Genomic DNA, 14,069 nt, shown 5'->3' on the forward strand with positions numbered 1-14,069 from the left:
CTCGACCACAGCAAGCAATTCCCGTCGCGCGAGGCAGGTAACCGTAAGGTCTCGACGGAGCCCGCGACATACCTGTGGTCTTCGTCACATGCCTGGCGCAAGTGACGATCCGGTAGGCCGTCAGCTGTGCCGGAAGCGATCCCGGGCAATAGGTTGAACCGCATGGAGGAGCTGGATCGTCAGATCGTGGAATTGCTCGTCAAGGACGGGCGGATGAGCTACACCGACCTGGGCAAGGCCACAGGTCTGTCCACCTCGGCGGTGCATCAGCGCGTCCGCAGACTGGAACAGCGCGGAGTCGTACGCGGCTACGCCGCCGTGGTGGACCCGGAAGCCGTCGGACTGCCGCTGACCGCGTTCATCTCGGTCAAACCGTTCGACCCCAGCGCGCCCGACGACATCGCGGAACGGCTGGCCCCGATCCCCGAGATCGAGGCGTGCCACAGCGTGGCCGGGGAGGAGAACTACATCCTCAAGGTCCGGGTGGCCACACCACTGGACCTGGAACACCTGCTGACCCGCATCCGCACCCTCGCGGGCGTCTCCACACGTACGACGGTGGTCCTCTCCACCCCGTACGAGGCCCGGCCGCCGTACTTCTAGGGGGCTTCGGTCGCCTCCGGGGCGCTTCAAGTCGCTGTCGACGGTCGACCGTGCTCGGCTCCCTCTTTTTGAGGGCTCGGTTCGCCTCCGGGGCGCTTTTAGTCGCTGTCGACGGTCGACCGTGCTCGGCCCCTCGTTCCTCGGGGCCTCCGCGCGCTCTCCCTTTCGACACCGACGCGCCCCTTCGGCTCACTCGCCGGGGGGGGGGCCGGGGGCGCCGTCGGGCTGGACGTCGCTCGGCTCGTCCGGCGCGGTCCACCCCTGCGTGCCGCCGGCCGCCCGTGAGGCGGGAGACTGGGCGGCATGAACGATCGCGCCGCCCCCCAGAGCGAACCCCGCACCGTGCTGCTGCGCGGTGGAGACGTCCACAGCCCCGCCGACCCCTTCGCCACCGCGATGGTCGTCGAACGCGGCCATGTCGCCTGGGTCGGCTCCGAAGGCGCCGCCGACTCGTTCGCCTCCGGTGTCGACGAGACCGTCGACCTCGAAGGCGCCCTCGTCACCCCCGCGTTCACCGACGCGCACGTCCACACCACCGCGACCGGCCTGGCCCTCACCGGACTCGACCTGTCCGGCGCGCGGACCCTGGGCGACGCGCTCGCGCTCGTACGCGCCCACCATGTCGCGCACCCCGGCGAACGGGTGCTCCTCGGGCACGGCTGGGACGCCGCGCGCTGGCCCGAGCGCCGGGCGCCAACCCGCCGGGAGCTCGACGAGGCGGCCGGCGGACGGCCGCTCTATCTGACCCGCGTCGACGTCCACTCCGCCGTGGTGAGCACCGCGCTGCTCGCGCTGGTGCCCGGCGTCAACGGACTGGCCGGATTTCATCAGGACGCCCCGCTGACCGGCGACGCCCACCACGCCGTACGCGCCGCCGCGCACGCCGCCGTGACCCCCGCGCAGCGCACCGAGGCGCAGCGCGCCGCCCGCGCCCGCGCGGCCTCGCTCGGCATCGGCACGCTCCACGAGTGCGCCGGCCCCGACATCTCCGCCGAGGACGACTTCACCGGGCTGCTCAGGCTGGCCGATGACGAGGCGGGCCCGCGCGTCCTCGGGTACTGGGCCGAGCACGTCAGCGACGACAGGGGCGCGGCGCGCGTCCGCGAACTGGGCGCCGCCGGCGCGGCGGGCGATCTCTTCGTGGACGGCTCCCTCGGTTCGCACACCGCCTGGCTGAGCGAGCCGTACGCGGACGCGCCCCACACCGGCGTCGCGCATCTCGACGCCGCCGACATCGCCGCCCATGTCACGGCCTGTACCGAGGCCGGCCTTCAGGCCGGTTTCCACGCCATCGGGGACGCCGCGATCGGCGCGGTCGTCGCCGGGATCCGTACCGCCGCCGAGACGCTCGGCCTCGCCCGGATCCGGGCCGCCCGCCACCGCGTCGAGCACGCCGAGATGCTCACCCCCGAGACCGTCGCCGCCTTCGCCGAACTCGGCCTCACCGCCTCCGTCCAGCCCGCGTTCGACGCGGCGTGGGGCGGTACGGAGGGCATGTACGCCGACCGGCTCGGCGAGGCGCGCGCCGGCACGCTGAACCCGTACGCCGCCCTGCTGCGCGCCGGCGTCCCGCTCGCCTTCGGCTCGGACAGCCCGGTGACCGCGCTCGACCCCTGGGGCACCATCAGGGCCGCCGCCTTCCACCGCACACCCGCTCACCGCGTCTCCGTACGCGCCGCCTTCACCGCCCACACACGCGGTGGGGGCCGCGCCGCGGGCCGCGACGACACGGGGGTGCTCGTGCCCGGCGCGCCCGCCGACTACGCGGTCTGGCGCACCGAGGAACTGATCGTCCAGGCCCCCGACGACCGGGTCTCCCGCTGGTCCACCGACCCGCGTTCGGGCACGCCCGGCCTGCCCGATCTCACCCCCGGCACGGCCCTGCCGGTCTGTCTGCGGACCGTGGTGGGCGGAGAGGCGGTGTTCGTGCGACCGAACGAGTGATGTACCCGCGTTTCCGTACGGCCGACCGATGCTTACCGGCCACTGTCGCGACCAGCGGATCTTCCCCGCTGACCTGCTGAAACGGATAAATGCCGCAGGTCGGAGGAGTATTGACAGCAAGCAGTCACCGGCCGGTAGGTTCGGCCGGGTCCACCAAAGGACGTCCGACCGGCAACTCCCACGCAGTCGTCGAACGCCGCTGGGTCATGGGGCGGTGTGCCGCACCGGCGCACCACCACTGGGAGCCAGGCTCAGCGCCCGCGCCTCGGGGGCGAGGGAAGGTTTCTGCCGGTTGGCGGGTGCGACCCGGGTAGGGCCCCGGCGTTCAGTAGACAACGGCTTTCGGTCGACCCGCAGCCGGCGGGTCCCAGGTCGGCCCGAAGGACGCCGGGACCCGATCCGCAGAGCCCCGGATCCGGACGCCCGGCCGCCGGACCGCCGGATTCCGGCCGCCCGCCCCCTTTCCCGTACGACACCACTCACCGTGTGGACGGCGACCCCTCGCGTGCTCGCTAAGGTGGTACTTCTGCGTACGGCGATTAAGGGGCAGTTGTGAACGACGGTGGTCAGAGGCAGTACGGCCCGCTCGGCGCAGCCTTGGTGATCATCCCGACCTTCAACGAGGCGGAGAACATCAAACGGACCATCAGCCGTGTGCGCGCGGCGGTCCCGGAGGCCGACATTCTGGTGGCCGACGACAACAGCCCCGACGGCACCGGAAAGATCGCCGACGAACTCGCCGCCGACGACAGCCAGGTCCACGTCCTGCACCGCAAGGGCAAGGAAGGACTGGGCGCGGCCTATCTGGCGGGCTTCCACTGGGGCATGGAGCACGGCTACGGCGTCCTGGTCGAGATGGACGCCGACGGCTCCCACCAGCCCGAGGAGCTGCCCCGGCTGCTGACCGCCCTCAAGAGCGCGGACCTGGTGCTCGGTTCGCGCTGGGTGCCCGGTGGCCGCGTGGTCAACTGGCCGCGGACCCGCGAGATGATCTCGCGCGGCGGCAGCACGTACTCCCGCGCGCTGCTCGGCCTGCCGCTGCGCGACATCACCGGCGGATTCCGCGCCTTCCGTACGGAGACGCTCGACCGCCTCGGCCTGGACGAGGTCGCCTCGCAGGGCTACTGCTTCCAGGTCGACCTCGCGCGCCGCGCCGTCGAGGCCGGCTGCCATGTCGTGGAGGTGCCCATCACCTTCGTCGACCGCGAACTGGGCGACTCCAAGATGAGCCGGGACATTCTTGTGGAGGCGCTCTGGCGGGTCACCGCGTGGGGCGTCGGGACCCGCGCGAACCGCATGCTGGGCCGCAAGTCCCTCTGATCCGTACGACACCCGTACGACACCGCGCTCCGCTCCCAGGCACACTGGAATCATGACGACCGGCGCACCGCCTCCCGCGGCTCCGCAGCGCTCACGCGCGCGCAAAATTGTCCCCCTGGGCATCGCTCTCTGGCTGGTGCTCGAAATCTGGCTGCTGACTGTCGTCGGCGAGGCGACGAACGCGCTGACGGTGCTGGCGCTGCTGATCGGCGCCGGCGTCCTCGGCTCGGTGGTCGTGAAGCGGGCGGGCCGGCGGGCCTTCCGGAATCTCAGCGAGACCCTTCAGCAGGCCCAGCGGCAGCAGCAGAACCCCGACGCCGAGAGCGCGGACGAGAGCCCGAGCACCAGCTCGGGCAACGGCTTCCTGATGCTGGGCGGCCTGCTGATCATGCTGCCGGGGCTGATCTCCGACGTCTTCGGCCTGGTCCTTCTGATCCCGCCGGTGCGCTCGCTGCTGAGCCGGCGGGTCGAGCGGTCGCTGGAGCGCCGTATGCGCGCCGCACCCCCTGGAGGTCTCGGCGACGCCTTCCAGCAGGCTCAGCAGGCCAGGATGTCGCGCCCGGACGGCAAGGTCGTCCAGGGCGAGGTCATCAAGAACGACGAGCCGGCGCCGCCCCGCGACAATCCGGACCAGGGTGGACCGCGCCCGCCCCTGACACCGTGAGGCGTCCTGACATCGTGAGGCGCCCCGGCACCGTACGGCGCCGCCGGCCGGGGATCGGCTGACGACCGGGAAGCCGAAAGCCGTGGGCCGCGACACTGTGTGTGTCGCGGCCCACGGCTTCTCGCATGTGCTGTTGTGGCGGTGCTACCAGGTCAGGCCGACTTCCGGCTGTCCCTCGGATGCACCGCGATATTCATGGCGCCGGAGCGCAGGACGGCCAGCCGTTCGGCCAGCACCTCCTCCAACTCCTCGCGTGTGCGCCGCTCCATGAGCATGTCCCAGTGCGTACGCGCAGGCTTGCCCTTCTTCTCCTCGGGACCATCCCCGTCCACCAGGAGTGCCTGGGCGCCACACGCCTTGCACTCCCACTCCGGCGGAATTTCCGCCTCTACCGAGAACGGCATCTCAAATCGATGGCCGTTCTGGCATGCGTACTCCACCGCCTGGCGCGGGGCCAGATCGATGCCGCGGTCCGTCTCGTAGCTGGTAACCACAAGTCGCGTGCCGCGGAGAGCTCGCTCACTCATGAATCGTGCCTCCCGGGCTTGTCGCCCACAGGACAGGTGTCGCTGTCGTCGTCTTCCGGTCAACGTCCGGTCGGCGGTAAAGATTCCCGTTGCGGGTCATACGTCGCCGTCGTGCCGCCCCTTGTTGTACCCACCAGTGCCCGTTTTGTCACATCTGGTGTTGGATGTCAGCCGACGTTTTCGTTTCTGTGACACGCAGTAACGGTCCGGCTGACAGGCCAACGGCGTACACTACCGCGCTTTCACTTCAACGTCTAAATCCGGTCCGGCACGGGGTTTCCCGCCTCGGCCACGGCCCTGCGGACGGGCACCCTCGCGAGGAGCACGAAGCCGATCACGAAGAAGATCACCAGGGAGAGAATCGCGTCCCGGTAGCTGCCGGTGACCTGATAGGCGAGGCCGAACACCAGCGGCCCCAGCCAGCTCAGCCCGCGGTCACTCATCTCGTACGCGGCGAAGTACTCGGCCTCCTTGCCGCGCGGCACCAGATGCGAGAACAGCGAACGCGACAGCGCCTGGCTCCCGCCGAGCACCATGCCGATCGCCGCGGCGAGAGCGAAGAACCAGACCGGGGCCCCGGCCGGCAGGAAGTACCCGGCCCCCAGGATCACCGTCCAGACGGCGAGCGAGGCGAGAATCGTCCGTTTGGCCCCGTGCGTCCGCGCCAGCCGGCCCATGCCGAGCGCGCCCGCCACCGCCAGGATCTGCACCAGCAGTACGGCCGTGATCAGCGTCGTCTGGTCGAGCCCCAGCTCCTCGGAGCCGTAGATCGACGCCTGCGAGATCACCGTCTGCACGCCGTCGTTGTAGATCAGATAGGCGAGCAGGAAGGAGAGCGTCAGCGGATGGCGGCGCATGTCGCGCAACGTGGCCATCAGCTGGCGCCAGCCCGTACCGACCGAGCCCTCGCCCGCGTGGCCGCCGTCCTTCACCACCCGCCGGTCGCGCAGCCGGCTCAGCGGTATCAGCGTGAAGGCGCCCCACCACACACCGGCGGAGGCCAGACAGATCCGCACGGCCGTCGACTCCGAGACACCGAACGACTCGTGACCGGTGTACAGAATCAGGTTCAGTACGAGGACGAAGGCGCCCGAGGTGTAGCCGAACGCCCAGCCCCGTGAGGAGACGGCGTCACGCTCCTCGGGCGTGGCTATCTGGGGCAGATAGGCGTTGTAGAGCGCCATGGACACCGACAGCGAGGCGTTCGCCACGATCAGCAGCACGACGCCCAGCGCGTAGCGGTCGCCGTCGAGGAAGAACATCCCCGCCGTGGCGCCCGCGCCGACGTACGCCGCGACGGCGAGCAGCGGCTTCTTGCGCCCCGTACGGTCCGCCACCGCGCCGGCCAGCGGCATCAGCAGCACGGCCACCACGATCGAGACGGACACCGAGTACGCGAAGACCGAACCGGCCCGCACCGGGATGCCCAGCGGATGGACGAAGCCGTCGGCGTCGGCGGCGGCCTTCGCCACGGACGTCAGATACGGCCCGAGGAAGACGGTGACGACGCTCGTCGAGTAGACGGAGCACGCGAAGTCGTAGAAGTACCAGCCGCGTTGCTCACGTATGCGGCCCGTCTCGTCACCGGTCAGGTCCGCGGTGTCGGCGGTCAACCCGCGCCCCCTCATTCGTCCCCGTGGGGGACAGCCGTAACCGTCAGTGCCAGACCCCGCGCTCGGCGAACACCGAGCGCAGCGTCTCCAGTTGATCGGTCATGATGCCATCCACACCGAGGTCCAGGAGCGCGCGCATCCGATCCGCGTCATTGATCGTCCAGACATGTACCTGAAGACCCCGGTCGTGCGCCGTCCTCACGAAGCGTTCGTCGACCACCCGCACACCGCTCTGGTCCGGCGGGACCTGCGCGCAGACGGCGCCCCGGCGTACGGGCGCGGGTGCCCCGTACGAGCGCAGCCGCAGGCCGAGCACCCCGCGCACGCCGTACGACGTGGCCAGCCGGGGGCCCGCGAGACGGTACGCGCGCGCCACCCGCGCCTCCGAGAACGAGCCCACGCACACCCGGTCCCAGCTGTCCGTCCGCCGGATCAGCTCGATCAGCGGGCGCAGGGCCGGTTCCGCCTTCATGTCGACATTCCAGCGGGCCTCCGGGAACTCCGCCAGCAGATCCTCGAACAGCGGGAGCGGTTCACCGCCGCCGACCCTGGCCCGGCTCACCTCGCTCCACGGCAGCTCGGAGATCCGGCCGCGCAGATCGGTGACCCGGTCGAGGGTCGTGTCGTGGAACGCGACGAGCCGGCCGTCGGCCGTGGTGTGCACGTCGGTCTCGAAGTAGCGGAAACCGAGCGCGGCGGCGCGCCGGAACGCCGCCGCCGTGTTCTCGATCCCGTCGGCCGCGCCGCCCCGGTGGGCGAACGGGATGGGCGACGGATGGTCCAGATAGGGGTGGAGTACGGGAGTCACGGCCGAAGTATGGCGCCCTCCGGGGAACCTCCGGCGACGGCGGTGCCGCCGTCGTCCGACGAGGGGACGACGAAGACGCGCAGGAACAGCTGCGCGAGTGGTCCGATCGCCAGCGCGTAGGCGATCGTGCCGACCCCGACGGAGCCGCCGAGGGCGAAGCCGGTGGCGACGACGGCCACCTCGATCCCGGTACGGACCAGGCGCACCGACCGGCCGGTGAGCCGGTGCAGCCCCGTCATCAGGCCGTCGCGCGGGCCGGGGCCGAACCGGGCGGCGATGTAGAGACCCGTGGCCACCCCGTTGAGGACGATGCCGGCGACGAGCAGCGGGATCTGTACGGCGAGACCGCGGCCGTCCGGGACGAGGGCCAGCGCGGCGTCCATCGCGATGCCGACCACGAAGACGTTGGAGACCGTGCCGAGCCCGGGACGCTGCCGGATCGGGATCCACAGCAGCAGCACGACCGCGCCGACGACGATCGAGACGACGCCCATCGTCAGCCCGGTCAGCTCTGACAGGCCCTGGTGCAGCACGCCCCAGGGCTCCAGTCCGAGACCACCCCTGACCAGCAGGGCCGCGCTCACGCCGTACAGCGTCAGACCGGCGTAGAGCTGGACGAGCCGGCGGGGGAGCCGCCTCCCACGGAGGTCGGGTGTGGTGGGCACGGTGCTGTCCTCCGGAGGTGGAACGAGTGGACTGGCCTGTGTCACTCTGTGGCTGGGTGGCATCGGCCAACCATGGCCAATTCGGGGAAGGTGGACTGATTTCCATGACGCGTTGGACTTCGGCGGTCGGAGCGGCACCGCTCGCGCGCCAGCTCAACGCCCAGCAGCCCCGGCCCGCCGGCCCCGGCACCCGTAGGCCGCCCGCCTACCGCGCCCTCGCCGACGGTGTCCGGCTGCTCGTCCTCGAAGGCCGTGTGCCGGTCGCCGCCCGGCTCCCCGCCGAACGTGAGCTGGCCCTCGCGCTCTCCGTCAGCCGTACGACGGTCGCCGCCGCCTACGAGGCGCTGCGCGCCGAAGGGTTCCTGGAATCACGCAGGGGCGCCGGCAGCTGGACCGCCGTACCGGCCGGGAATCCGCTGCCCGCCCGCGGCCTCGAACCACTGCCGCCGGACTCCCTCGGCTCGATGATCGACCTCGGCTGCGCCGCGCTGACGGCGCCCGAGCCCTGGCTCACCCGTGCCGTACAGGGCGCGCTGGAGGAGTTGCCGCCGTACGCGCACACCCACGGCGACTACCCGGCGGGGCTGCCCGCGCTGCGGCAGACCCTCGCCGACCGGTACACCGCGCGCGGGATCCCGACCATGCCCGAGCAGATCATGGTCACCACCGGGGCGATGGGCGCGATCGACGCGATCTGCCATCTCTTCGCCGGGCGCGGCGAGCGCGTCGCCGTCGAATCGCCCAGCTACGCGAACATCCTCCAACTGATGCGCGAGGCGGGCGCCCGCCTCGTCCCCGTCGCCATGGCCGAGGGGCTGGCCGGCTGGGACCTGTCGCGCTGGCGCCAGGTACTGAGGGACGCCGCGCCCCGTCTCGCGTACGTCGTGGCCGACTTCCACAACCCCACCGGCGCGCTCGCCACCGAGGACCAGCGCAGACAGCTCGTGGAGGCCGCGCGTTCGGCGGGGACCGTCCTCGTCGCCGACGAGACGATGTCCGAGCTGTATCTGGACGGGGACCGGCCGGGCGACGAACTGCCGCCGCCGGTCTGTACGTTCGACCCCGCCGGCAGCACGGTCCTCACCGTCGGGTCCGCCAGCAAGGCGTTCTGGGCGGGCATGCGCATCGGCTGGGTCCGGGCGGCGCCCGAGGTCATCCGCTCGCTCGTCTCCGCCCGCGCCTACGCCGACCTCGGCACCCCGGTGCTCGAACAGCTCGCGATCAACTGGCTGATGGGCGGCGGCGGCTGGGAACAGGCGGTCGACGTCCGGCGCGCGCAGGGCAGGGCGAACCGCGACGCGCTGGTGGCCGCCGTCCGCCGGGAGCTGCCGAGCTGGGAGTTCGACGTGCCGCGCGGCGGGCTGACGCTGTGGGTGCGCACCGGAGGGCTGTCCGGCTCGCGGATCGCCGAGGTGGGCGAGCGGGTCGGCGTACGGGTGCCGGGCGGGCCGCGCTTCGGCGTCGACGGCGCCTTCGAGGGATACGTACGGCTGCCGTTCACCGTCGGCGGCCCCGTCGCCGACGAGGCGGCCGTCCGGCTGGCGGCGGCGGCCCGCCTGGTGGAGAGCGGTGCGCGCGCCGGCACGGACGCACCGCGCACGTTCGTCGCCTGACGGGTGCGCGGCGCGTACGGAACGGAGGTCCGGGGCCTGGGGGCCTGGGGGCTCAGCCCTCGGCCGGTACGGCGGTGGGCACCGGCGCGGCGCTCTGGCGCGGTTGCCGCTGCCGTACCTGCGCGGCCGGCTGGTCCGGCTCCGGGTCGGGACCGGGCCGCGGGGACGCCGGCCGGTCCGTATCGGCTTCGGAGGTGCGGGCGGCGGCCGTCGATCCGTCCGGCGGAGTGTGCCGGTCCGGGAGCAGATCCAGCACCGCCCGCCGGTGCGCGTCGCTCGTGTCGTCGTCGTACGGATCGGGCGTCGCGGGGACTTGGAGCCTGAGCACCGGTCCGGTGCCGAGCCGCGCGTAACCCCGCCCGGTGGGGATGTCCGGGGCGGGGATGGTGTGCGGCGGCGCCCCGAGGACGGCTTCCAGCTCCTCGCGGGTGGCGGCGCCCAGCACGACCCGGGCGCGGGTGTGCGTCCGTACGGTCTCGCCGAGCGCGTCCAGGGTCTCGAACTGCTCCGCCACGACGACCGTCACGTTCGCCGCCCTGCCGTGCCGCAACGGCACGTTGAGCATGTCCTGCGGATCGGGCCGCCCGTCGGCGGTCGCGAGATGGGCGAAGGCGCTCGGCCGGTCCAGCAGCAGCCAGAGCGGGCGCCTGGTGTCCTCGGGCACCGCGTGACCGGACTGCCGGGCGCGGTTGGCGGCGATCAGCCGCCGTTCGGTCTCGTTGGAAGCCCATTCGAGACCGGACAGCGCGCCCGAGAGCCCGGATTCCACGGCGAGGACGCCCGTACGCCCGTCGAGGCTGGCGTACTCACCGGTCCCGTTGCCGTCCACGATCACCACGTCGCCGTGCGCGAGCGCCTGGAGGGCGATCGAGCGCAGCAGACTCGTGGTGCCGCTTCCGGGGTGCCCGACGGCGAGCAGATGAGGCTCGGTCGAGCGGGCGCCCGTACGCCAGACGACCGGAGGGGCGTCACGGGTCGCGTCGCCCTCCAGGACCGGCACGGTGCGCCGGACCGCGTCGGCGTCGGTGAAGCCGAGCACCGTCTCGCCGGGGGCGGTGACGAACCGCTGGGCGGCGATACCGGTGGGAAGCGGGGGCAGCACACTCATGACGAGCACGTTGCCCTCCTCGTCCCAGTCGAACAGATACTCCCGGCCGCGCCCGGACTTCGCGTGCATCAGCTGCTCGATCCGGACGCGCGAGGAGTACTCACCGTCGGTGAAGTACGGCGGGTACGACACCCGCAGCCGGGTGAGACGCCCGTCGGCGTCGAACTCGTACTCGTCGAACGCCTTGTCCCACTCCCCGCCGTGGGCGAAGAGCGGGTTCGGGTCCTCCGGCAGGGAGAAGTACGGCACCAGCGCCTCGTAGAGGGACCGCAGGCGCTGCAACTCCGCGTCGTCGGGCCCGGTCCGCACCGGCGTGCGGTCACGGCCCTTCCAGCCGGCCACCGCCATCACCGAGATGAGGGCGAGGAGCGGTCCGTACGGGACGAGCGCGACCACCAGGACGACGGCCGCGACCAGGAACAGCGCGGGACCACGCCGGTCCTTGGGGGTGGCCGCCCATTTCTGGCGTCCCGTGCCGGCCAGCAGACGCAGACCACGGGTGATCGTGATCAGCGGATGGAGGACGTCGGTGGCACTGTCGGCGGCCGAGCGGGCCATCACTCGGCTGCGAGCGATGTGAGCGCTGCCGCTGCTCAGAATGCGGGGGAGTGGTCGCCGGGCCACGTCTGTCTCCTGAAGGTGCGGAAGATGCGGGATGTGCTGAAGGGACGGCAGGCGGTCAGAACTTGATCCCGCCGAGCAGACTGGCGAGGCTGGCGCCTCCGGCCGTGATGCTCGGGGCGATGGCCGTGCCCGCGAGATAGAAGCCGAAGAGCGCGCAGACGAGCGCGTGGGACGCCTTGAGTCCGTCCTTCCTGAAGAAGAGGAAGACGATGATTCCGAGCAGCACGACGCCTGACATGGACAGGATCATGAGGGGATCTCCTGGTTGAGGGGGACAGTCACCATGAGTTGTTCCATGCTCACAGTAAGTATCTATGTGATAAAAGGTGCAAGTGGGTGAAATTCCCGGAATCTCACTGGACCGGCGGACAGCGGAACCTCGTGTACCGCTTGCTACGGCCTCTGTCCCCCGGAGCGGCCCGCAGGGCAGTAATCTGTCGATTCACCCGTACGGCTGCGCAGCCGTACGCCCCAGGTCAGCGGCGCGAGAGGCGGTTCACCGATGAGCGAGGTCCCCGAGGGCCCGGCCCCGGACGGCGATGGTCCCGACAGTGACGTCGTCGAACTGGCCACCAAGGTCTTCGACCTCGCACGCCGCGGCGAGAGCGAACTGCTCGCCGCCTACGTCGACGCCGGCGTCCCCGTGAATCTCACCAACGACCGCGGCGACTCCCTGGTCATGCTCGCCGCCTACCACGGGCACGCGCCCGCGGTCGAGACGCTGCTCGCGCGTGGCGCCGAGGCGGACCGGGCCAACGACCGCGGACAGACACCACTGGCCGGTGCGGTCTTCAAGGGCGAGGACGCCGTGATCCGCGCGCTGCTCACCGGCGGGGCCGACCCGACGGCCGGAACACCCTCCGCCGTGGATACGGCGCGGATGTTCGGGAAGGCGGACCTCTTGGAGCTCTTCGGAGCACGGTGAAGGGAGGCGTCGTAAATGTGGTCGCGGTGGCGAAATGGGTGGGTCATCATGACGTCGGGCCCGGAAGGGGCCACCGACGAGAGGCAGCGAAAGATGGTCTACACCAAGCAGGAGACGACGGTCGAGCGATGTTGGCGCGCGGCCTAGGCAGCCTAGGCATCCCCACCCCCCGGTTGCGTCGACAGCTTGATGTGAGGCTCTCCCCATGTTCGATCCAGTCATAGCGCCGAGCGGCACACTGCTCGGCCTGCTGCAAAGGGGGCGCGGCGACGGCACTCTGCACGCGCTGGCCGCACCCCGCGCCGAGGCGCTCAACGCCCTCAACCACTGCGTGACCAACGACCCGCGCCACGACTGGCAGGTCGAGAACCGCTCCCTCTACTACGCGCGTCTGTATCTGGACCTCCACGGCGATCTCGAACCGCTCGAACACCACCTCTTCCGTGCCGAGGACCACTTCGACACCGACGAGTCGCGCACCGGACTCGCCCTCGCCGTACTGGGCCACCTCGCCTCCTACGGACGGGACGACGCGCTGGCGCTGCTGCGCCGGTACGCCGCGTCCGGCTCCAACTGGACATGGGCGCTCGACGAACTGGCGCTGCGCGACGACGACGCCGGACTGCGGGCTCTCGCGCCGACGATCCTCGCCAGATTCCCCACCACCGCCGAGGGCGACGCCGAGCTGGCCACCGCCCTCCAGGGCGCCTTCGAACCCCGGCCCTGGCGGCTCTGGGCCGACGACCCGCGCGAGACGGTCGCTACCCGCGTCAGGGCGGCACGGGAACAGGGCTCCTTCGACCGATGGCAGCAGCAACTGCGGCCCAGCGGACCCCGGCCCGGCTGGAGCGTGGCGGCCGTCTTCGCATGGGCCCAGGACGGTCTCGAACGCGGCACCACCCTGCATGTGCCCGCCGCCCGATGTCTGACCGCGGTCGCCGGACCCGACGACCGCGCCGCCATCGTCGAAGCCGGCCGCAGCGGTCCGGACGGGGCACGCTCGGCCGCGCTGCACTACCTCGCCGAGGCCCGCGATCCCGCCGTGCTCGACCTGATCGAGTCAGCGGCCACCGACCCGTCGGAGAGCCTCGCCGAAGCCGCCGTCGCCGCCTTCGAGCGCATGTGCGGCGACGCCGCGGTGGACCGGGCACGCGGCTGGGTGCACCGGCCCGACGCCCTCGGCGCCTCGGCGGCGGGCGTACTCGCCTCACGCGGCGGCCGGCAGGACACCCAGCTGGTGCTCGGCGCCCTCCGTGAGGCCGTACGGTCCGACGGACCCGACGCGCCCCGCCTGTGGACCCTCGTCGACGGCACCGGCCGGCTCGGCATCGGCTGCGCCGCACCCGTGCTGCGGCACGTGTACCGGGAGACCGCCTCCTCACAACTGCGCGGCCGTACGGCCAGGGCGCTGGCGGCCACCGACCCCTCGTACGCGACAGGATTCGCCGTCGAGTGTCTGTGGGACTGCGAGGAGACCACCAGAGAGGTCGCCGCGCTGCACGCCGAGACCGGTGATGTGCGGGTGGCCGACCGGCTGCGGCGGCTCGCGGCGGATCCGGCCGAGGAGGCCGAGGTACAGACCGCCGTACGGAGCCGGATCGGGCCGGACGCGCCCGCCGTCTGACCCTGGCCCCCGCCCGGTGGTGCCGGGCGGG

At 71.8% G+C, this 14,069-nt stretch carries 13 protein-coding genes; 7 read left to right on the top strand and 6 right to left on the bottom strand.

From position 1 onward, the window contains the following. Positions 1–162: 162 nt before the first annotated feature. The 4 genes from ACFYNU_RS16155 to fxsA all read left to right on the top strand — a co-directional run bounded on the left by ACFYNU_RS16155 (position 163) and on the right by fxsA (position 4,531). Positions 163–603: an Lrp/AsnC family transcriptional regulator gene (locus tag ACFYNU_RS16155; RefSeq protein ID WP_354607003.1), complete on the top strand. Its 441-nt coding sequence runs from the start codon at positions 163–165 to the stop codon at positions 601–603. Between the two features lie 303 nt (positions 604–906). After that, positions 907–2,547 (top strand): amidohydrolase, encoded by a 1,641-nt coding sequence (locus tag ACFYNU_RS16160; protein WP_356594989.1) that lies wholly within the window; start codon positions 907–909, stop codon positions 2,545–2,547. Between the two features lie 552 nt (positions 2,548–3,099). After that, the gene (locus ACFYNU_RS16165; protein ID WP_356594987.1) at positions 3,100–3,867 is read left to right on the top strand and encodes a polyprenol monophosphomannose synthase; all 768 of its coding nucleotides are present in this window, start codon (positions 3,100–3,102) and stop codon (positions 3,865–3,867) included. 52 nt (positions 3,868–3,919) lie between these two features. Further along, on the top strand, positions 3,920–4,531 hold the full coding sequence (gene fxsA, locus ACFYNU_RS16170; RefSeq protein ID WP_356594985.1) for an FxsA family membrane protein: 612 nt from the start codon (positions 3,920–3,922) through the stop codon (positions 4,529–4,531). Between the two features lie 152 nt (positions 4,532–4,683). Here fxsA and ACFYNU_RS16175 read toward each other — a convergent pair whose 3' ends face one another. The 4 genes from ACFYNU_RS16175 to ACFYNU_RS16190 form a co-directional block, all read right to left on the bottom strand. Then, positions 4,684–5,058, bottom strand: coding sequence for an RNA polymerase-binding protein RbpA (locus ACFYNU_RS16175; RefSeq protein WP_003959706.1), 375 nt, complete (start codon positions 5,056–5,058; stop codon positions 4,684–4,686). 254 nt (positions 5,059–5,312) lie between these two features. Beyond that, positions 5,313–6,686 carry an MFS transporter gene (locus ACFYNU_RS16180; RefSeq protein WP_388766435.1) on the bottom strand — a complete coding sequence of 458 codons (1,374 nt, stop codon included), beginning with the start codon at positions 6,684–6,686 and terminating at the stop codon, positions 5,313–5,315. Between the two features lie 28 nt (positions 6,687–6,714). Then, on the bottom strand, positions 6,715–7,479 hold the full coding sequence (locus tag ACFYNU_RS16185; RefSeq protein ID WP_356594981.1) for a glycerophosphodiester phosphodiesterase: 765 nt from the start codon (positions 7,477–7,479) through the stop codon (positions 6,715–6,717). Further along, positions 7,476–8,144, bottom strand: coding sequence for a hypothetical protein (locus tag ACFYNU_RS16190; protein ID WP_356594979.1), 669 nt, complete (start codon positions 8,142–8,144; stop codon positions 7,476–7,478). Before ACFYNU_RS16190 ends, ACFYNU_RS16185 begins: the two co-directional genes overlap by 4 nt. Before the next feature lie 104 nt (positions 8,145–8,248). Between ACFYNU_RS16190 and ACFYNU_RS16195 the strand changes: the two genes are divergently transcribed. Further along, the gene (locus ACFYNU_RS16195) at positions 8,249–9,757 is read left to right on the top strand and encodes a PLP-dependent aminotransferase family protein (RefSeq protein ID WP_356594977.1); all 1,509 of its coding nucleotides are present in this window, start codon (positions 8,249–8,251) and stop codon (positions 9,755–9,757) included. A 52-nt stretch (positions 9,758–9,809) separates the two neighbouring features. On the opposite strand, the gene ACFYNU_RS16200 is transcribed toward ACFYNU_RS16195, so the two are convergent. Then, positions 9,810–11,489: a hypothetical protein gene (locus ACFYNU_RS16200; protein ID WP_356594975.1), complete on the bottom strand. Its 1,680-nt coding sequence runs from the start codon at positions 11,487–11,489 to the stop codon at positions 9,810–9,812. 55 nt (positions 11,490–11,544) lie between these two features. Beyond that, entirely contained in the window at positions 11,545–11,739 is a 195-nt protein-coding gene (locus ACFYNU_RS16205) for a hypothetical protein (RefSeq protein WP_023543035.1), read from the bottom strand. 252 nt (positions 11,740–11,991) lie between these two features. Between ACFYNU_RS16205 and ACFYNU_RS16210 the strand changes: the two genes are divergently transcribed. After that, positions 11,992–12,414 (top strand): ankyrin repeat domain-containing protein, encoded by a 423-nt coding sequence (locus ACFYNU_RS16210; protein WP_356594973.1) that lies wholly within the window; start codon positions 11,992–11,994, stop codon positions 12,412–12,414. 205 nt (positions 12,415–12,619) lie between these two features. Further along, on the top strand, positions 12,620–14,038 hold the full coding sequence (locus ACFYNU_RS16215) for a HEAT repeat domain-containing protein (protein WP_356594971.1): 1,419 nt from the start codon (positions 12,620–12,622) through the stop codon (positions 14,036–14,038). Positions 14,039–14,069: the final 31 nt, after the last annotated feature.

It is taken from the genome of Streptomyces sp. NPDC006643, assembly GCF_042870175.1.
Lineage (GTDB): Bacteria > Actinomycetota > Actinomycetes > Streptomycetales > Streptomycetaceae > Streptomyces.

Coding starts and splice junctions, on each gene's coding strand:
- ACFYNU_RS16155 (WP_354607003.1), top strand. CDS start 163: ATGGAGGAGCTGGATCGTCAGATCGTGGAATTGCTCGTCAAGGACGGG.
- ACFYNU_RS16160 (WP_356594989.1), top strand. CDS start 907: ATGAACGATCGCGCCGCCCCCCAGAGCGAACCCCGCACCGTGCTGCTG.
- fxsA (WP_356594985.1), top strand. CDS start 3,920: ATGACGACCGGCGCACCGCCTCCCGCGGCTCCGCAGCGCTCACGCGCG.
- ACFYNU_RS16175 (WP_003959706.1), bottom strand. CDS start 5,058: ATGAGTGAGCGAGCTCTCCGCGGCACGCGACTTGTGGTTACCAGCTAC.
- ACFYNU_RS16180 (WP_388766435.1), bottom strand. CDS start 6,686: ATGAGGGGGCGCGGGTTGACCGCCGACACCGCGGACCTGACCGGTGAC.
- ACFYNU_RS16195 (WP_356594977.1), top strand. CDS start 8,249: ATGACGCGTTGGACTTCGGCGGTCGGAGCGGCACCGCTCGCGCGCCAG.
- ACFYNU_RS16205 (WP_023543035.1), bottom strand. CDS start 11,739: ATGATCCTGTCCATGTCAGGCGTCGTGCTGCTCGGAATCATCGTCTTC.
- ACFYNU_RS16210 (WP_356594973.1), top strand. CDS start 11,992: ATGAGCGAGGTCCCCGAGGGCCCGGCCCCGGACGGCGATGGTCCCGAC.
- ACFYNU_RS16215 (WP_356594971.1), top strand. CDS start 12,620: ATGTTCGATCCAGTCATAGCGCCGAGCGGCACACTGCTCGGCCTGCTG.